This window comes from Microbulbifer sp. CAU 1566 (genome assembly GCF_023156515.1).
Taxonomy (GTDB): Bacteria; Pseudomonadota; Gammaproteobacteria; order Pseudomonadales; family Cellvibrionaceae; genus Microbulbifer.
In genome coordinates, this window is sequence record NZ_JALNMG010000002.1 from 539543 (window position 1) to 555877 (window position 16335).

A 16335-nucleotide genomic window follows, 5' to 3' on the forward strand; every position below is an offset into this window, starting at 1 on the left:
GGTATTTTTTTGCCTGGCGGCCAGTACGCGTTTGGCGCACATCACTCCTGCGAATGATCCACCTCTTCCGCGGCTTCCACCACTTCGTCCATCACTTCTTCCGCTGCGTCGGATGCTGCTTCTGCAGCGTCATCGACAGCCCCGGCAACGGACTCAGATGTTTCGTCCAAAGCATGCCCCATAGCCTCGGGGACATCCGCAAAAACATCGCCCTCAGCAGAAGCCATCATTTCCTCAGCAGACTGGCTCACCTTGGCACCGGCGGCCTTAGCCTCCGCGACGGCGGCATCCAGGTCCTCTACAATGCGCTCTTCCACCGCGACCGGCTGTGGCTCAGCCGCAGGCGCATCCAGATTGGTGTAGTAAAAATAAGCGCCGATGGCGGCAATAGCGATAGCGGGAACGACTAATTTATTCATTGTTAACCCCTGACAGTGTTGCTTTATGGTTATTTTTTAACAGCTTAAGCGACACCATTGTTCCACGGCACAGCCAGGGGGAATGTGACAGGCAACTCAATTTGATTTGTCCAATAACCCGCACTAGGACAGAATCAGCGGAACTCAACGATCGGAACTGACATTATGAGAAAAATATCCCCCGCCCATTCGATCACCTTGCCCTTATTCCTGACCGCCCTGCTGACCCCCGGACACCAGGCCATCGCCGAATCCCTCAAAGAGCAACTGCAGCAGTGCAGCCAGTTCAGCGATAACGACAAGCGGCTCGCCTGCTACGACAAAATCAGTGGCAGCCTCCGCCAACATGCCGAGCAGCAGTTTGGGCAGGAGCAGCAACAGGTAATTGAAGAAGCACCAGAGGCCATCACCGCAAAGATTGTCAGTGCCGAAGAAGGCGTACACGGAAAGTTCACCTTCACCCTGGATAACGGCCAGGTATGGCGTCAGGTAGGCAGCAGTACCCGGAATTTCTGGAAAGGCGGCGAGCAGGTCACCATTCAGCGCGGCGCTTTAGGTTCTTATTTAATGCGCAAAGAAACCGGCGGCCGCTCACTGCGGGTCAAACGCATTCAGTAGCCACTAAATTGCTCTCGACAGCGCTTTCAACATAGTTGGCACGGTTATAGCCACAGCTCTGATGTGGTTATAACCTGAAGCTATTTCCCACGCCCCGCTAAGACGTCCTCTCCTGTTGCCTTTTCCATTTGTCCTCCGCGTCCCGGTTTAGAACTCTTCAGTCCAGTTTAATCCCGCTTTTTCCGGCGCACCTTTCAACCTTCATCTATAGTCAATTTGTCCACATGGCAATTACCGCGCCATGTCACAGTCCTGCGAAAGGATGACGCCGGTTGTTTTACGGCAGCTCAAACGGTGGAGAAGACTGCACCGTTTGGCCACAGCATAAGGTTCAGACTTTGTCCCGAGTAAATACCGACTCCAGGGATGACGAATGGCTGAAGGAAAATAGCAACAATCTGGCCGGGGATGACTTCTCACAAGAGGACTCGGCCCAATCCACCCGGGCCCGCCCGGATCTATCAGAGGACGAACCATCGTCTGGCGAATCCCTCGGCGAAAATGTCGGCACGCCGATGCAGAACTACCTCAAGCACCTGTATCGGCTCGACCTGCTGACCCCTGAGGATGAGCACACCACCACCTGCCTGCTCCGGGAGCTGGAGGACAAGATCATTGCCCTGTTGCAGAAACGCGGAGTGACACTGGTCGACCTCCGCAGTGAGGGCGTCGAACAGCGAGGCAGCACCGGAGCTTATGACCACGGCCTGATTATCGCCAAAACCGACGAGTTACTGGCCAGTGGCAATATCTCCCAACGGGACCGCAGCTCGCTGCAAAACCTGATGAAGCGCTTCAAGGCACAGCGGAAGAAGCTGATTCAGTGCAACCTGCGATTGGTCATCGCCATTGCCAAACGCTTTCGCAACCCCTCAGTGCCGTTTATCGACCTGATTCAGGAAGGCAATGTGGGCCTGATGAAAGCCATCGAACGCTTCAAACCCCAGATGGGTTACCGCTTTTCCACCTATGCCTACTGGTGGATTCAGCAGGAAATCCAGCTCACCTTGCGGCGCAATGACGACCTGGTGCGGCAACCCGCCAATGTCCAGGACGACCTGCGCAGCATCTATCGCGCCATCAACCAGGTGCGCTCGGAAGGCCTGCCTGCTTCCGATGACAACATTGCCAAGCAGACAGGCCTGGATCTGGAGCGGGTGCAAAGCCTGCTGAAATTACCCGGCCCCACCGGCTCTCTGGATGACCCGATTGCGGACGACCAGAGCAGCACTCGGCTGGACTATGCCCCGGCCAATGAGCTGTTCAATACCGATGAGCTGGTCTCCAATCAAGAGCTCGCCCAGCGGTTGCGGGAAGCGGTGGCCAAGTTGCCTCCCAGGCAACGAACGGTACTGAGCTTGCGCTACGGTCTGATCTCCGACCGCGATTGCTCCTTTCGCGTTATCGGGGAACAACTGGGGCTCAGCCAGGAGCGGGCACGACAACTGCATTCCGATGCACTCAGGCAACTGAAACGCCAGTGGCGATAGTGCACGCCCTGCCCCTTCCGGTAAGATAACCAATCCGCAGCCCGGCAACGCCGGGCTGCTTCTCTTGCGATTAGCGCAAATCCGGCTAATCTTGCACTGACAAGCCTCTAACAGCGATAACTGGCGATTGCTTCATGCCTTTTCCCTCCACTCCCCATCACATTTCTACCCTGGTATTGATATTCGGACTCGCACTGGCGCCTGAGTCGCGTGCAGAAAAAGGGGATCAGGAGCTTATCCTGAGTGGCGGCAAAGGACTGAATAATGCGCTGATTCAGCAGAAATCCATTGCCAGCGCCGAGATGGTGGGCGCCAACTGGTCATATCAGTTTTACGATTACCCCAGCAACCACCACCTGCAGTGGTGGGCGCAAGTCAGCTACAGCTACATGTGGGAAGAGCATGAAGGACAGGATCAGAAACAACAGATTTGGGAACTGAAACCGGTAGTGCGCTGGTACCCCCGCATAGAAGCACAGGGCATCTTTGGCGAAGTGGGCATCGGTGCCGCCTACCTGACCGAGCGCAGCTTTGGTGCGATTGACCTGTCCACCAATCTGAATTTTTCGCTGCATTTTGCTGCCGGCTACACCCTGCAAAGCGGCAATACCGTGTCGCTGCGCTACAGCCATTTTTCCAATGGTTACACCAACACTCCCAACCCGGGATTCGACTTTGCCTCGCTGAACTGGCACACCAAATTCTGATCAACAGCACCTGCTCGATAATACTGTTTATCAAACGGCAGAACCGCCCTCCCTAAACACCCAACACAAAACTGTCCCGTGTCGATATAAAACTGTCACACAAAACCATCAGAATATGGACATCGCCGAATTGGCCACCATTGGCAATCGGCCAATCTGGCGCCGTAACGATATTGCAGCCACTGAATATCCAGCCCAAACCCGATAATTCCTATCGATCAACCCAATGACGGCGCAGCAGCGACATCGGACGTTTAGCCGTATGATTCAAGCCATCTGTCATTTGATTGCCAGCCGTGAACACGGCAGCCTGGAAAAGCATGTCGCCGACCTGTCGCGCTGGCAGGCACAAAACACCGATACCCAGGTGGCCGTCATTGCACACCCCAGATACCTGCCAACTCTGGACGAGAAAATCCAGTTTATCCCGCTCAATACTGACCGCAGTCGGCACCACCCCAACCTGGTCTGGCGACTGGCCAACCTGATCCGCAAAGGGGGATATCAGATTACCCACGGCCACGGATCAAAATCCGCGCAATTACTCGCTGCAGTGCAACCCTATACCGATTGTCGACAGGTCATCACCCGGCACAATGTAAGACACCCCCGGGACAAGCTCGCCAGCGCTTTTGATGCGCGCATCGCCATCAGCCACAATACCGTGGCCAATTCCAAGTTGGACTGGCAGATTATTCCCAATGGTGTAGAACTGTCCGCTCCCGCAACAAACATGCCAATACTGCCGCTATCAGTAGAAGACAAGCCAACGCTTTTGATTGCCAGCCGGCTGATAAAAGCCCGTGGCGTCGATCAACTGATTGCCGCCATGCCATTGCTGTCGGGTGTGCGCCTGCTGGTACTGGGCGATGGCCCGGAGAAAGACAACCTGCAACAACAGGTTCAACAGCTGGATATCGAAGAACGCGTGGCCTTTTTTTCCGGAAGCAGCGGCAATAATAGCGTTGCCAACTTTATACAGGCGGCCGATCTCGTCATCATTCCCGCCGCTATTGAAGGTACGCCCTACACGCTACTGGAAGCCCTCCTACACCGCAAACCCGTGCTTGCCAGCCGGGCCGGGAATGCGATTGATTACCTGCCCGACGCCTACCTGTTCGACAATCAGGAGCCGTCGCATCTGGCAGAAAAAATCCTCCACGCACTCAGCAGTACCACCCGGGAGCAGGATTTCTCGCCGATTTTTTCCCGGGCAGGAGAAGAGTTCACCCTGGACTCGATGGCAAAAGCCACCTGGCAGGTGTACACCCAACTGGTCGGCTAGTCGCGCTAGCCAGCCAGTCAGTCTGCGTTTATCAGGCCCGCACTTTGCGGTGCTGTGTCCGGCAATGCGTGAAACCAGCCCACCACCTCTGCCGTCGTCTCGGCGAGACTGAAGCCGCGAAAATCAATGTGCTGGGGGCGATTCAGGATATCGACACAAACAGCAAGCAGATGTTCCACTCCGGTATTTTCCAGCAAACCCTGTGGGAAACATTGTTGAAGAATTTCGCTACCGGGCCCGGCCGATGTCACAGCCGGGCACCCCATAGCCAGCGACTCACTGACGATACGACCATTGGATGGCGGCTTTTCTGCAAGATCGAGGGTAATACGCGCGCTGGCATACAACTCACGCATATCCCGCCGCGCCCCGAGAAACAAAACGTGCTCCCCAAGCCCCATGGACTCCGCACGCTTTTCCAGCGCCCTGGCATATTTTTCCTGCCCGACCTCGACATCGCCGACGATCAAACCAAAAATATCCGCCCGCTCCCCCTTCATTGCCGCGAGCAATTCCAGGAATCGTTCCTGCCCCCGCCCCGGTGCAATGGTGCCGGGCAGCAACAACCAGTTGCGCCCCTCCAGCTGCGGGAAATCGTTCAGTAATCGCTGGTGCCAGTGCCCGGAAACCGGCGCCTTGCGATCCAGTTCTCGGGTGTTTACACCCCGGTAATGGATGCGGAGCACTGACTCCGAGGGGGCATCCACCTCTCCCGGTGCGGGAACGGGCAGCCTGGCGCCAAAGCGCTGCTGCAATTGCGCCCCCAACAACCGTGATGACGCCAGCACCAGTTCCCCGCGCGCGAGCGCAGCATTCACCCGTCGGCCGCGGAAAAGACCTGGCGGCGACCAGGACTGGATCGAGGTGATCAGGCGGGGGCGAGCCGCCGCGTTCAAACCACGCCAAACTTTCCAGCCATGCCAGGAGCAAAGGGGACCGCGACAAAATAAAATATCGGCCTGCGACGCCGCCAATTGCTCGCGCAGTTTACGGTGCAGGCGAAAGTTCCAAACGCGTTTGCGGTCAACCGGTAGACTAACGTGTTGACAGCCGTGTAGTGTCAACCGGGAAACCAGCGCGCCGCCTGCGGAGACCACAATGGATTCATGCCCCTGTCGCACCAATTCCTGCGCGAAGGCCAGCGCCTCTAACGCCTGTTCGCCCTCCTCCAATGACGGCACCAGTTGTACTATTCGCATACCCGCCCCCACAATCGTCCCTATTCTTTCAAAAACCCACTTTAACCCGCCCGCACTATTTTGCGCCTACGGGAAACGAACAATTGTACAGCTGATTTCTGCGCCACGGCGCACAATATTTGCATTGGCGACCCAGGTCACAAGGCGGGTGGTATGCAGTAGAATTTTGTCACAGCCGGGCCAATTGGCGACTCCATATATGAGAAGCCATTCGCGACTTGCCCGTGATCCAGCAGATGACAATGCCCGCCAGGCAAGGATCCCGCGATTGACTTGCCGATAAACTGGGCGATGTACTGGGTATTTAAACCGGGCAACCAGACCGGGAGACGAACAGGATGAATAACAGGATATGAATATCAAAACCACACGGATGCAACTAGCCAGTTTCAATCAAGCGAAATTCCTCAGCTGGCTACTGTATGTAACCGCCTCACTATTTTTGACCATCGGCAATGGCGCCAATGCGGCCAATGACCGGGGGTTATTGCTGGAAGCCAAGAAAGGCGAGCAAACCCTGTATTTACTGGGGTCTATCCACCTCGCAGACCAAAGCTTTTACCCGTTGCGCACAACCATTGAAGAGGCCTATAAAAAAAGTGATGCCCTGGTGGTGGAGGCAGACATCATCGCCATGGAGTCTGACCCCAAACTGCAACAGCAGGTCATGCTCGAATCCCTGTACCCACCGGGCGACCAGCTGAAAAACCACATTTCACCGAAGGTTTACGCACAACTCCAGGCGTGGCTGCGCGAACGGAATTTGCCGGAAGAGAATTTCAATCGCCTGCGCCCGGCTATCGCCATGATTACCCTCAGCCTGATGGAAATGCAGGCGCGGGGACTGGATCCCACGGCAGGAATCGACCGCCACTTTCTCACTCAGGCACACCGGGGCAAAAAACCCATTCTGGAACTGGAGAGCGTCCTGCAGCAATTGCACATGCTGAACAGCCTGGATCAGCCGGAACTCTACCTGCAACAGACCCTGGAGCAACTGTCCGAGATGGACACCTTCGTCCCGCGCATCACCAAAGCCTGGAAATCGGGCGATCAGGATGCGCTGTACAACCTGGTGATTGTTGAAGGGCAGAAGGAACACCCGGAATTTACCAAGTTGTATGAACTGCTGTTTTACCAACGCAACCGGGAGATGGCCAAGAAGATCGAGGCGCTCAGCCAACAGCACAAATCACTGTTTGTTGTCGTTGGTGCCGGCCACCTTGTGGGTGATGCCTCGATCACCACACTCCTGAAGCAATCCGGATTCACAATCAAGCAAATCTAGACTTGCCCCATCGCCAGGAGCGGCAATCCCTTCCCTGGCGGTATCACTGGCGACGTACTGGCGACACACTAGCGATGGGTGTAGAGTCCTCTCCCCCAGGCCAACAGGGAAAACAGCCCTACTCGAAGCTCCCAGCGCCATTCTCTGGCCCATTCATTACCCGCCCCCAATACGCGGTTTATGCTGAAGCGGACGTTTAGCGGTGACCGCGCCCCGTGACGATTTCTGCTAGCGACACCGGCCACCCGTTGACACACGCTGCCCCTCCCGGCAACTGACAAGCACCAGGCCCAGGCTCCTACCACTCGCTTGTTACAGAAATATTACATTTGAGTGCATCTGTTTTTATGAATAAGAGATGTTTCAAAAATGTTTCTAATTTCTTACAGCGAAAGCTGCCTGCTAGACTCCGCGGCGTTCAAATAAACCAGACGACACAGGAACTGACGCATGCACTGCTTTAACAAGAGCCTGATGGCCATAGCCCTGACCAGCCTGCTCTCCGGTACCGCAACGGCCGACGAAGCGGAAACCAAAGGCGGTCTAAAGATAACCTCAGACGACGGCAACTTTTCTGCCTCCCTCGGCGGGCGCATTCACTTCGACACTTACCTGTTTGACACTGATATCGAAGATCCCATCAGCACCACCGACTTCCGTCGCGCACGGATTACCCTGAAGGGCAACATCTACGACTGGGGCTACGTGCTGGAACAGGACTTCACCGGCGGCGACACCCTGAGCGGTTACCGCGATGTGTTTATTTCCCACAAGTTCCTGAACGGTGAAGTCCGCATCGGCCAGTTCAAGCCCTTCCGCTCCATGGCGGAAATGACCAGCTCCAACGAGCTGACCATGCTGGAGCGCCCTTTTTCCAGCGCTACCGGGCTCTACGACGGCAATCAGTTCCAGCAGGGCATCGGCTGGACCGGGGTAATGGACTGCTTCACCCTGGGCATGATGGCCTTCAACCTGCGGGATGCGGGCACCCCTCGCAATGAAGGTGTCGGCGCTGCCGGACGCCTCGCCTGGGCCCCCATCAACACGGACGAAAAAACGCTGCACTTTGGCACCTATGTCAGCTTTGAGAACGCCAACCGGAACTCCCCCGACCTGATTGCCGAAGCAGATTACGCTGGCCGCCGCGGCCCGTCCCAGTTGATGGCACTCACTCCAGGCAACCTGGGTGGCGACGCAACCACCGCCGGCCTCGAACTGGCAGGTAGCTACGGACCGCTGTACCTGCAGGCCGAATACGTAATCGGTGGCTTCGAGGGCGACTTCTTTATTTCGGAAGAGGATTACGCAGATGATTTCGGCGCCCCCGCGCCCTTCCCCTGTGATCCCGAATTCGGCTGTTACATCGACAACCAGACAGTCCACACTTGGTACGTGCAAGGCAGCTGGATGCTGACCGGTGAACACAAGGCCTACAGCAAGAAACGCGGTGCGTTCAGCTCCGCCAAACCCAGTGGTGACGGCCTGTGGGGTGGCGCCTGGGAGCTGACCTTCCGCTACGACACCATGGAAAACCGCGACTACGATTTCCTGGAGGCGAGCAGCACGACCGTCGGCCTCAATTTCTACGCCAACCGCAACGTGCGCTTTATGTTCAATTACATCATGGGTGACGATGACTTCACTGGCGATAACACCGATCAGTTTGGTATTCGGGCGCAGATTGGCTGGTAATCCAACCCCGTATCGCAGACATAAAAATGGCGAGCCTGAGGCTCGCCATTTTTCATTGCAAACTGCGGATTTCCAACTTGGGACTTCAAACGACTGCCGGTATTAACCCACCTGCTGCGCTTTGGCCGGATCAAACACCTCTACCTGTACGGGTACGTCCTGAGCCCCCACTTTCGGATTGTAGAAGCGTTGCAGGGCCATCCCGCGGACCTCTTCGGCGAGCTTCACGTTCTCATCCTTGATCAGGCCATAGCCGCGAATCTGGTCCGGGTAATTCAGCAGCTCGATAGCGGCTGCGTGATTCTCAGCACTGAGCTTGCCGATCACTTCGTCCACCAGCTTGACGTAGTCGTCAATTAAACCCCGCTCCATTTTGCGCTCGGTGGTATAGCCAAAGATATCCAGTGCGGTGCCGCGCAGGAACTTGAACTTGGCCAGCACCCCAAAGGCTTTATGCATCCAGCCGCCAAACTTGAGTTTGCGCGGGCGTCCGATGTTTTTGTCGAACGGGCTCAACAGTGGCGGGGCCATGTTGAATTCCAGTTCAAAGTCACCGGCGAAATTCTCTTTCAGCGCTTCGACAAAGCGGCCATCGCTGTACAGGCGCGCCACCTCATACTCGTCCTTGTAAGCCAGTAGCTTGGCATAGTTGTGGGCAACGACCTCTGCCAGCGCCTCACTACCCGGCACCCGCAGGATTTCAGCCCCCTTGACCTTGTCCACCAGCGCGCGGTAACGCTTGGCCAGTGCCGCATTCTGGTAACCGGTGAGGTGCGCCACCCGATGGGCAACAACTTCCTCAAGTCCCTGCGGCAGCTGCTTTTCTTCCCCCTGGGACAGCAACGCGCTCAGAGCGGAACGATCTTCCGCGGCCAGACGCCCGGCCGCCAGGCCCTGCAGGTTACCCTCCACCGCCACGCCATTGAGTTCAATGGCCTGCTGAATGGCGGATAGGCCCAAGGGAATCAGACCCTTCTGCCAGGCGTAGCCGAGCATGAAGATATTCGCCGCCAGGGTGTCACCGAGGGCCGCCTTGGTGAGCTTGTGCCCCTCGACCACGTCCAACTGCTGCACAGCCTCTTTAATGGTGTCCAGCACCGCCTGGGGGGAATGGATATCTTCGCGGCCCAGCACCGATGCAGCAGTGGGACTGAGATGGGTATTAACCACTGCGCGGCTGTGGGTTTCATCCAGCTTGGCGAGACTGGCGGACAGGTTACCCGCGGCAATCAGGTCACAGGCGAGCAATGCATCGGCGCGACCGTCAGAAATTCGCACGGCCTGCAGCGCTTCCGGGCGATCGGCAAAGCGCACGTGGGAGTACACCGCACCGCCTTTTTGCGCGAGCCCGGTCTGATCCAGGGTACTGCAGGCTTTATCTTCAATGTGCGCGGCCATTGCCAGCAGCGCGCCAATGGTCACCACTCCGGTACCGCCGACGCCGGTTACTAGCAGGTTGAACGGCTCTTTCAGGTCCGGCATTTGCGGCGCAGGTAGTTTGTCTGCAGCCAGGCAGAGGGCATCGCCAACACCCGCGCGCTTGTTCAGCTTGCCGCCTTTGACGGTGACAAACGACGGGCAAAAACCGTTCACACAAGACATGTCCTGGTTACAGGAGGTCTGGTTAATGCGGCGCTTGTCGCCCAGTTCGGTAGTGACTTTTTCCACGGCGATACAGCTGGACTGGGTCACACAGTCACCACAGCCTTCACAGACCAGCTCGTTGATGAACGGGCGCCCTTCTGCTTTTGGCAGCAGTCCGCGCTTGCGCTTTCTGCGCAGCTCGGTGGCACAGGTCTGGTCGTAGATGATGGCTGTACAACCTGGCTCTTCCCGCAGTTCTTTCATGACTGCCGGCATATGATCCCGGTGGCGAATTTCCACTTCACTCGGGAAGCTCAACACCCCGTCGTACTTTTTCGGGTTATCCATCACCAGCACGACTTTCTTCACCCCTTCCGCCAGCACCTGCCGACAGATCATATCCGGGTGCAGTTCACCGTCGTGGGGCTGGCCGCCGGTCATGGCCACCGCGTCGTTAAACAGGATCTTGTAGGTAATGTTTACCTTGGCCGCCACCGACGCGCGAATGGCGAGGATGCCGGAGTGGAAGTAGGTGCCGTCGCCGAGATTGACGAACACATGGGGCTCGCTGGTGAAGGCCGCCTGGCCGATCCAGTTGACCCCCTCAGCACCCATCTGGGTAAAGGTATAGGTCTCCCGATCCAGCCACTGGGCCATGTAGTGACAGCCGATACCGGCCAGGGCGCGGCTGCCTTCCGGCACTCTAGTGGAGCGGTTATGCGGGCAGCCGGCACAGAACATGGGCAGGCGCGCAACACTCGAACCGGCCTGCGCAGAAATACGCTCAGCCAGTGCATCCAGGCGCATCAGACGGTGTTTGGCGCGATCGTGCAATTTGTCTTCACCCAGCAGGTAGCCCAGTACCTGGGCCACCACCGCGGGCGACAACTCGCCGTACATGGGCAGCAGCGGGTTATCGTGCTCGTCGACTTTGCCCAGAATACGGGGGAAATTGGGGTCGCGCAGGTGCACGTTGTACAACTCTTCCTTCAGCTGTACTTCCATCAGGCTGCGCTTTTCTTCCAGTACCAGCAGGCTGTCCAGGCCGCGGGCAAACTCCTGAATGCCCGGTACATCCAGCGGATAAGTCATACCCACCTTGAGAATACGGATTCCCAGCTCGCGGGCGCGGGCTTCGTCGATCCCCATATCTTCAAAGGCCTGCATCAGGTCCAGATGGGCCTTACCGGCGGTCACGATACCGAGGGTCGCCTTGGGATTGTCCAGTACCAGCTTGTTCAGCTGGTTGGCGCGCGCAAAGGCCAATGCTGCCGGGCGCTTGTAACGCCACAGGCGCTCTTCCTGCTCAAGAGGGTTGTCCTGTTTGCGAATATTGAGCCCGCCCGGTGGGCGCTCAACTTCCGGGTATTCAAAAGAAACACTGGCCGGATCCACTTCCACGGTGGAGGCGCTATCCATGTTCTCTGCCAGTGTGATCATCGCCACCCAGCAGCCGCTGAAGCGGGAAAGCTCCAGGCCATAGAGGCCGTAGTCCAGCACTTCCTGCACCGTTGACGGGTTCAGTACCGGAATGTGCATATCGACAAAGGCGAATTCAGACTGCCCCGGGTAAGAAGAGGACTTACAGCCGTGGTCGTCACCGGCGATGATCAGTGCGCCCCCTTTGGGCGATGAGCCGGCGGCGTTGGCGTGGCGGAAGGCATCACAGGAGCGGTCTACCCCCGGGGTTTTGCCGTACCAGATACCACAGACGCCATCCACTTCGGCGCCCTGGAACAGGCCTACCTGCTGAGAACCCCACACCGAGGTGGCAGCCAGTTCCTCGTTAACACCGGGAACGAAGCGCACCTTGTATTCATCCAGGAGCTTCTGCGCCCGGGCGAGCTGCTGGTCGTAGCCGCCGAGGGGAGAACCGCGGTATCCGGAAATAAACGTAGCGGTATTGAGCCCGCGGGCGCGGTCAATGCGCATCTGATCGATGGGCAGGCGCACCAAGGCCTGGATACCGGAGAGAAGCACTCGCCCCTTGAGGGTGGTGTATCTGTCGTCCAGGGAGACCGGTTTGGTCACTGCTGCCTGAGAGCCGGGATTCACTTTCTGCTCGCTCATACGCCTACTTCTTTCCGCTTGTACGTGAAGGCCCGCAGTTGTGCGGTCTTCCGCTGATTATTGTGTGTGATTTGAGGCTCGCGTCGCCGGATCGGGCGCCGTTTTAAACGACTTGTACTGAGACGGCCCAAAATAGCGACGGCGTGGTCAAGTCATACTAGTGCTTAAGACACAATGAAACATTGCTTTATTTACAGTTTTGCACTTAGAATTATGACAGCCATCTCGGCCAATGTAGAAAATGTAGGACAGGAGTTTATATGAAGCGCTCAACCGATCTGGATGATTTCGACCGCAAGATTCTGCGGGCGCTGCAGGAGAACGCCGATTATTCCATGGCAGAGCTGGGAGACAAAGTGGGTCTTTCCCATACCCCCTGCTGGCGACGCATCAAGCGCCTGGAGGCCGAAGGCATCATCCGTGGTCGCGTTACCCTCCTGGATCCGCGCAAACTTGACCTTGGGGTCACAGTATACTGCTATGTGACCATTCACAACCACGACGAAGACTCACTGAACAATTTCGAGTCTGCCGTACAGGATGTACAGGAAGTTGTGGAGTGCTACTCCACCAGTGGCGACAAAGATTACGTACTGCGTGTGGTAGTAGACAGCGTAGAACACTACGAGCAACTGCTGAAGCGCTCTCTGGTGCACCTGCCCAATGTGGCTTCGGTGAACTCGACCTTTGCGTTGAAGCAGGTTAAGTACACGACGCAGTTACCCCTTTAAAGAGTTCCTTTTTAATACGTGCAGCTCTGATTCGTGCAGCGCTAAAACGATCAGGCCCCATTCGGGGCCTTTTTCACGCTGCCTGCAATCCTCAGCGGGCTGCCAGCTGGGTGACAACCTGGCCCAGTACCTGCTCAAGGTCCCGCCCATCGCAGTCCACCACGATATCCGCATAGCGGCGATACAGCGCCTGGCGCTCCTCAAAGAGCTGTTCAAAGCTCTGGCCCGGCGCCTTGGCAATGCCGCGACTCTCGTAATTGTGAATGCGGCGACGCAGCTCCTCGGCAGAGCAATTCAGAAATACCGCGGGACCAAAACTCAGCAGGTTGCGCATTCCCTCTTCGCTGTAAACGGCACTGCCACCGGTCGCGATGACATGATTGGGCAGTTGTGCCTCGGCGATCACTTCCCCTTCAATCCGGCGCAGGTTCAGGTAATCGCTCTCGTTCATGATCTCCTGCAGGGTCTTGTCTTCCCGCAGCTGGATCAACACATCCGTATCCACAAAATCCTTTGCCAGCTCTTTAGCCAGTAACACCCCAAGGGTACTCTTGCCGGCGCCCGGCATTCCAATCAGTACTACACTGCCCTGTTTATGCATTGTTATTAGACTTCCACATTTACTTGCTACTGCGTTAATCCCCTCGCCGCGGCCATACCACCGACCGCAGCCACCCCAGCAGGCTATTGCCTGTGAGCAGCATTTTATCCAATTCGTCGAGATTGTGCGCCTGACGAAAGCTGTCAGCGAAAAGTGCCTCGCGGGTAATCATACGGCGGCGGGGATTGATCTGTTTCACCTCCCGCGCCGGATTACCCGCCACAACTGCGTTGGCGGGCACATCGCGGGTCACTATGCTGCCGGCCCCAACAACCGCGTTATCGCCGATGGAAACACCCTTGCAAACGATGGCGCTGTCACCGATCCAGACATTGTTGCCAATCGTCACCGGCGCGGTACAGCGAAATGGGCGGGTGCGATTGTAAAGGCCGTGCCAGTCAGAGTCTGAGATGTAGACATTCGCCGCCAGCATGCAGGCGTCGCCCAGGGTAATGGACTGCCCCGCAGAGATTCGCACACCGGGAGAAATGAGTACGTAATCGCCAATACGGATGTGGGCATCGCCGCCGCGGTGCCCCATGGCGGTAAAGCGGATGCAATTGTCTGGCGTAGAGATCAGGTGGGGGAAATTTCCCAGGCAAATATTACTGCCGAACACCTTTACCGACGGCGGGTGCATAATTTCCGGCTCGCGCCCAATGGCATCAAACTGTGGCAATAAAAAGTGACGACTGCGCCAGTTACGAAACCGCAATTGCAGGCGTTTCAGCCAATATGGTCTATGATCTTTTCGCATTATCTGCAGAAACCGCCTTCTATTCTTGTTGTGATTTTTTGCCGCGCCAGACTGCTCTTTCCTGCGCACCTCAGCGCATCATTACCATCAAGATGGTCATCGGGACTGCACGCTTAGCACATTGCAAACACCCGGTACCGCGGGTACTGTCTTGCGCAGTCAAACCAATTGAAGAAAAAAAATGGAAACCACGCATTCTCTCGACTCACCCCTCGATTCGCCACTCGACTTTTCACTCGACCAACCGCTCGAACTGCCCCTGGATATCGAATCCGTAAAAGGCTTTCTGGACCCTCTGGAAGGCCGCGCCCTCTACCGCCTAGCGGCCGATGCCAGCGACCTGGGCCCCTGCCTGGAAGTGGGAAGCTACTGTGGCAAATCGACGGTGTATCTGGGTAGCGCCTGCAAACTGATGCACAACTCGCTGTTTGCGGTAGACCATCACCACGGATCCGAAGAGCACCAGCCCGGTGAGGAGTACCACGATAGCGACCTGTTCGATAGTCGAAGTAATTTGATGGACAGTTTCCATCAATTCCGCAGCACCATGCGTGCAGCTGACCTGGAAGACGTTGTGGTGCCGGTCGTAGCCCCTTCTGCCGTAGCCGCCCGTCACTGGAATACACCGCTGGGCATGGTCTTTATCGACGGCGGGCACTCACTGGAAGCGGCACTGACAGACTACCGCAGCTGGTCGCGGCACATTGTGCCCGGCGGTTACCTGGCCATTCACGACATCTTCCCCAACCCGGAAGATGGTGGCCAGGCACCCTACGAAATCTACAAATTAGCGCTGGCTTCCGCTCAGTTCGAGCTGGTGCAGATGGTCAAGACCCTCGGCATTCTGCGGCGCATTCAATAAATTCACCTGCGTGAATAGCCCGCTGGCGGGCGTCAACCCTGCCAGCGCATCGGCAGCCAGCAACATGGCACCCACCGTCCAGGAGGTCTTTTCCTCTGGCCACACGGCCTGGTCCCGATAGACATAGCCGGTCCAGTAACCGCCGTCTTTATCCTGCCAGCGGTGCAGGCCACGATAAATGATCTCGGCTTTTGAGCGCTCGCCAGCAGCCAACAGGGCGATGGTCAGCTCGCAGGATTCCGCTACCGTCACCCACGGCTCATCGTTGACACAGCGGCAACCCAGATCCTCTACAACAAACTCGGGCCACTTTTTCTGCAGGCGCGCCCTGGCTGCAGCAGCGCCAAAAACGCCGGTAAGCACCGGGTAAAACCAGTCCATGGAAAAACGGTCTTTGCTCTCCCAGGTGCGGTCAAAACGTTCGGGCTTGTCTCGCAACGCCACTCCCAGACGTTCCCGGGCCACAACCCAGTCCGCCCGGGGCCTTCCCAGGGTAACCGCGATATTGATCCCGCACTCCAGGCTTTTGTAGATGGAAGCACAACCCGTGATGAGCGCGTCTTGCAATGGCGCGCCCTGGCCATCCACTGCCCACTGAATTTCACCGTGTTCCGATTGCAGCGCGAGCACGAAATCCAGCGCCTTTTCCACAACCGGCCAGAATTGCAGCAGGAATTCGCGCTCGCCCGCGATCAGGTAGTGGTGCCAGATTCCGGTAGCGATATAGGCCACGAAATTGCTTTCCCGGCGTTCGCGATTGTCCACGCCGCCATTTTTATAGGCGGCCCACCAGCTGCCATCCGCGAGCTGGACGCTGGCCAACCATTCATAGGCGCGCTTTGCCGCGGCAAATTCACCGGTAATACTCAAACCCATGGCCGCTTCCACATGATCCCAGGGGTCCGCGTAATGCCCCTCAAACCAGGGAATACAGCCATCAGCCAGCTGTTGCGACAAGATATAGTCGGCGCTGGTACGTATAAAGTTCGACGGAAAAATGGTGGTCGGCACCTCTGTCGACAACGGTGACTG

General features: G+C 57.0%; 14 protein-coding genes. 8 read left to right on the top strand and 6 right to left on the bottom strand.

Going from position 1 to position 16335, the window contains the following annotated elements:
• Positions 1 to 41 precede the first annotated feature (41 nt).
• Positions 42 to 419, bottom strand: coding sequence for a hypothetical protein (locus M0G74_RS07480; RefSeq protein ID WP_160153276.1), 378 nt, complete (start codon positions 417 to 419; stop codon positions 42 to 44).
• A 165-nt stretch (positions 420 to 584) separates the two neighbouring features.
• On the opposite strand from M0G74_RS07480, the gene M0G74_RS07485 reads away from it, so the two are divergent.
• The 4 genes from M0G74_RS07485 (at position 585) to M0G74_RS07500 (ending at position 4519) form a co-directional block, all read left to right on the top strand.
• Positions 585 to 1037, top strand: coding sequence for a hypothetical protein (locus M0G74_RS07485; RefSeq protein WP_248215856.1), 453 nt, complete (start codon positions 585 to 587; stop codon positions 1035 to 1037).
• 338 nt (positions 1038 to 1375) lie between these two features.
• Positions 1376 to 2527 (top strand): sigma-70 family RNA polymerase sigma factor, encoded by a 1152-nt coding sequence (locus M0G74_RS07490; RefSeq protein ID WP_160153274.1) that lies wholly within the window; start codon positions 1376 to 1378, stop codon positions 2525 to 2527.
• Between the two features lie 134 nt (positions 2528 to 2661).
• Positions 2662 to 3234, top strand: coding sequence for an acyloxyacyl hydrolase (locus M0G74_RS07495; protein ID WP_248215857.1), 573 nt, complete (start codon positions 2662 to 2664; stop codon positions 3232 to 3234).
• Between the two features lie 262 nt (positions 3235 to 3496).
• Positions 3497 to 4519 (top strand): glycosyltransferase family 4 protein, encoded by a 1023-nt coding sequence (locus M0G74_RS07500; protein WP_248215860.1) that lies wholly within the window; start codon positions 3497 to 3499, stop codon positions 4517 to 4519.
• Positions 4520 to 4536: 17 nt separating this feature from the next.
• Here the strand turns inward: M0G74_RS07500 and M0G74_RS07505 are convergent, their stop codons facing one another.
• The gene (locus M0G74_RS07505; protein WP_248215861.1) at positions 4537 to 5718 is read right to left on the bottom strand and encodes a glycosyltransferase; all 1182 of its coding nucleotides are present in this window, start codon (positions 5716 to 5718) and stop codon (positions 4537 to 4539) included.
• A gap of 352 nt (positions 5719 to 6070) precedes the next feature.
• Here M0G74_RS07505 and M0G74_RS07510 point away from each other — a divergent pair, with 352 nt between their 5' ends.
• Together M0G74_RS07510 and M0G74_RS07515 are read left to right on the top strand one after the other, a co-directional pair.
• Positions 6071 to 7006, top strand: a complete 936-nt coding sequence (locus M0G74_RS07510) for a TraB/GumN family protein (protein ID WP_248215863.1) — start codon at positions 6071 to 6073, stop codon at positions 7004 to 7006.
• A gap of 450 nt (positions 7007 to 7456) precedes the next feature.
• Positions 7457 to 8698 (top strand): porin, encoded by a 1242-nt coding sequence (locus M0G74_RS07515; protein WP_248215866.1) that lies wholly within the window; start codon positions 7457 to 7459, stop codon positions 8696 to 8698.
• 102 nt (positions 8699 to 8800) lie between these two features.
• Here the strand turns inward: M0G74_RS07515 and M0G74_RS07520 are convergent, their stop codons facing one another.
• On the bottom strand, positions 8801 to 12352 hold the full coding sequence (locus M0G74_RS07520) for an indolepyruvate ferredoxin oxidoreductase family protein (RefSeq protein ID WP_248215870.1): 3552 nt from the start codon (positions 12350 to 12352) through the stop codon (positions 8801 to 8803).
• A gap of 260 nt (positions 12353 to 12612) precedes the next feature.
• On the opposite strand from M0G74_RS07520, the gene M0G74_RS07525 reads away from it, so the two are divergent.
• The gene (locus M0G74_RS07525) at positions 12613 to 13083 is read left to right on the top strand and encodes an Lrp/AsnC family transcriptional regulator (protein WP_010131435.1); all 471 of its coding nucleotides are present in this window, start codon (positions 12613 to 12615) and stop codon (positions 13081 to 13083) included.
• A 91-nt stretch (positions 13084 to 13174) separates the two neighbouring features.
• On the opposite strand, the gene M0G74_RS07530 is transcribed toward M0G74_RS07525, so the two are convergent.
• Positions 13175 to 13684 carry a shikimate kinase gene (locus M0G74_RS07530; protein WP_160153267.1) on the bottom strand — a complete coding sequence of 170 codons (510 nt, stop codon included), beginning with the start codon at positions 13682 to 13684 and terminating at the stop codon, positions 13175 to 13177.
• A 34-nt stretch (positions 13685 to 13718) separates the two neighbouring features.
• A complete protein-coding gene (locus M0G74_RS07535; protein ID WP_348983695.1) occupies positions 13719 to 14399 on the bottom strand; it encodes an acyltransferase in 681 nt (226 codons plus the stop codon).
• A gap of 223 nt (positions 14400 to 14622) precedes the next feature.
• Here M0G74_RS07535 and M0G74_RS07540 point away from each other — a divergent pair, with 223 nt between their 5' ends.
• On the top strand, positions 14623 to 15303 hold the full coding sequence (locus tag M0G74_RS07540; protein WP_248215874.1) for a class I SAM-dependent methyltransferase: 681 nt from the start codon (positions 14623 to 14625) through the stop codon (positions 15301 to 15303).
• On the opposite strand, the gene M0G74_RS07545 is transcribed toward M0G74_RS07540, so the two are convergent.
• Complete coding sequence (locus M0G74_RS07545) at positions 15229 to 16302, bottom strand: prenyltransferase/squalene oxidase repeat-containing protein (protein ID WP_248216181.1); 1074 nt, start codon at positions 16300 to 16302, stop codon at positions 15229 to 15231. The genes M0G74_RS07540 and M0G74_RS07545 overlap by 75 nt on opposite strands.
• Between the last annotated feature and the right edge of the window lie 33 nt (positions 16303 to 16335).

Excerpts from the sequence above, each read along its gene's own strand:
- M0G74_RS07525 (WP_010131435.1), top strand. The coding sequence starts at position 12,613 with ATGAAGCGCTCAACCGATCTGGATGATTTCGACCGCAAGATTCTGCGG.
- M0G74_RS07520 (WP_248215870.1), bottom strand. The coding sequence starts at position 12,352 with ATGAGCGAGCAGAAAGTGAATCCCGGCTCTCAGGCAGCAGTGACCAAA.
- M0G74_RS07515 (WP_248215866.1), top strand. The coding sequence starts at position 7,457 with ATGCACTGCTTTAACAAGAGCCTGATGGCCATAGCCCTGACCAGCCTG.
- M0G74_RS07540 (WP_248215874.1), top strand. The coding sequence starts at position 14,623 with ATGGAAACCACGCATTCTCTCGACTCACCCCTCGATTCGCCACTCGAC.
- M0G74_RS07510 (WP_248215863.1), top strand. The coding sequence starts at position 6,071 with ATGAATATCAAAACCACACGGATGCAACTAGCCAGTTTCAATCAAGCG.
- M0G74_RS07500 (WP_248215860.1), top strand. The coding sequence starts at position 3,497 with ATGATTCAAGCCATCTGTCATTTGATTGCCAGCCGTGAACACGGCAGC.
- M0G74_RS07495 (WP_248215857.1), top strand. The coding sequence starts at position 2,662 with ATGCCTTTTCCCTCCACTCCCCATCACATTTCTACCCTGGTATTGATA.
- M0G74_RS07505 (WP_248215861.1), bottom strand. The coding sequence starts at position 5,718 with ATGCGAATAGTACAACTGGTGCCGTCATTGGAGGAGGGCGAACAGGCG.
- M0G74_RS07480 (WP_160153276.1), bottom strand. The coding sequence starts at position 419 with ATGAATAAATTAGTCGTTCCCGCTATCGCTATTGCCGCCATCGGCGCT.
- M0G74_RS07485 (WP_248215856.1), top strand. The coding sequence starts at position 585 with ATGAGAAAAATATCCCCCGCCCATTCGATCACCTTGCCCTTATTCCTG.
- M0G74_RS07530 (WP_160153267.1), bottom strand. The coding sequence starts at position 13,684 with ATGCATAAACAGGGCAGTGTAGTACTGATTGGAATGCCGGGCGCCGGC.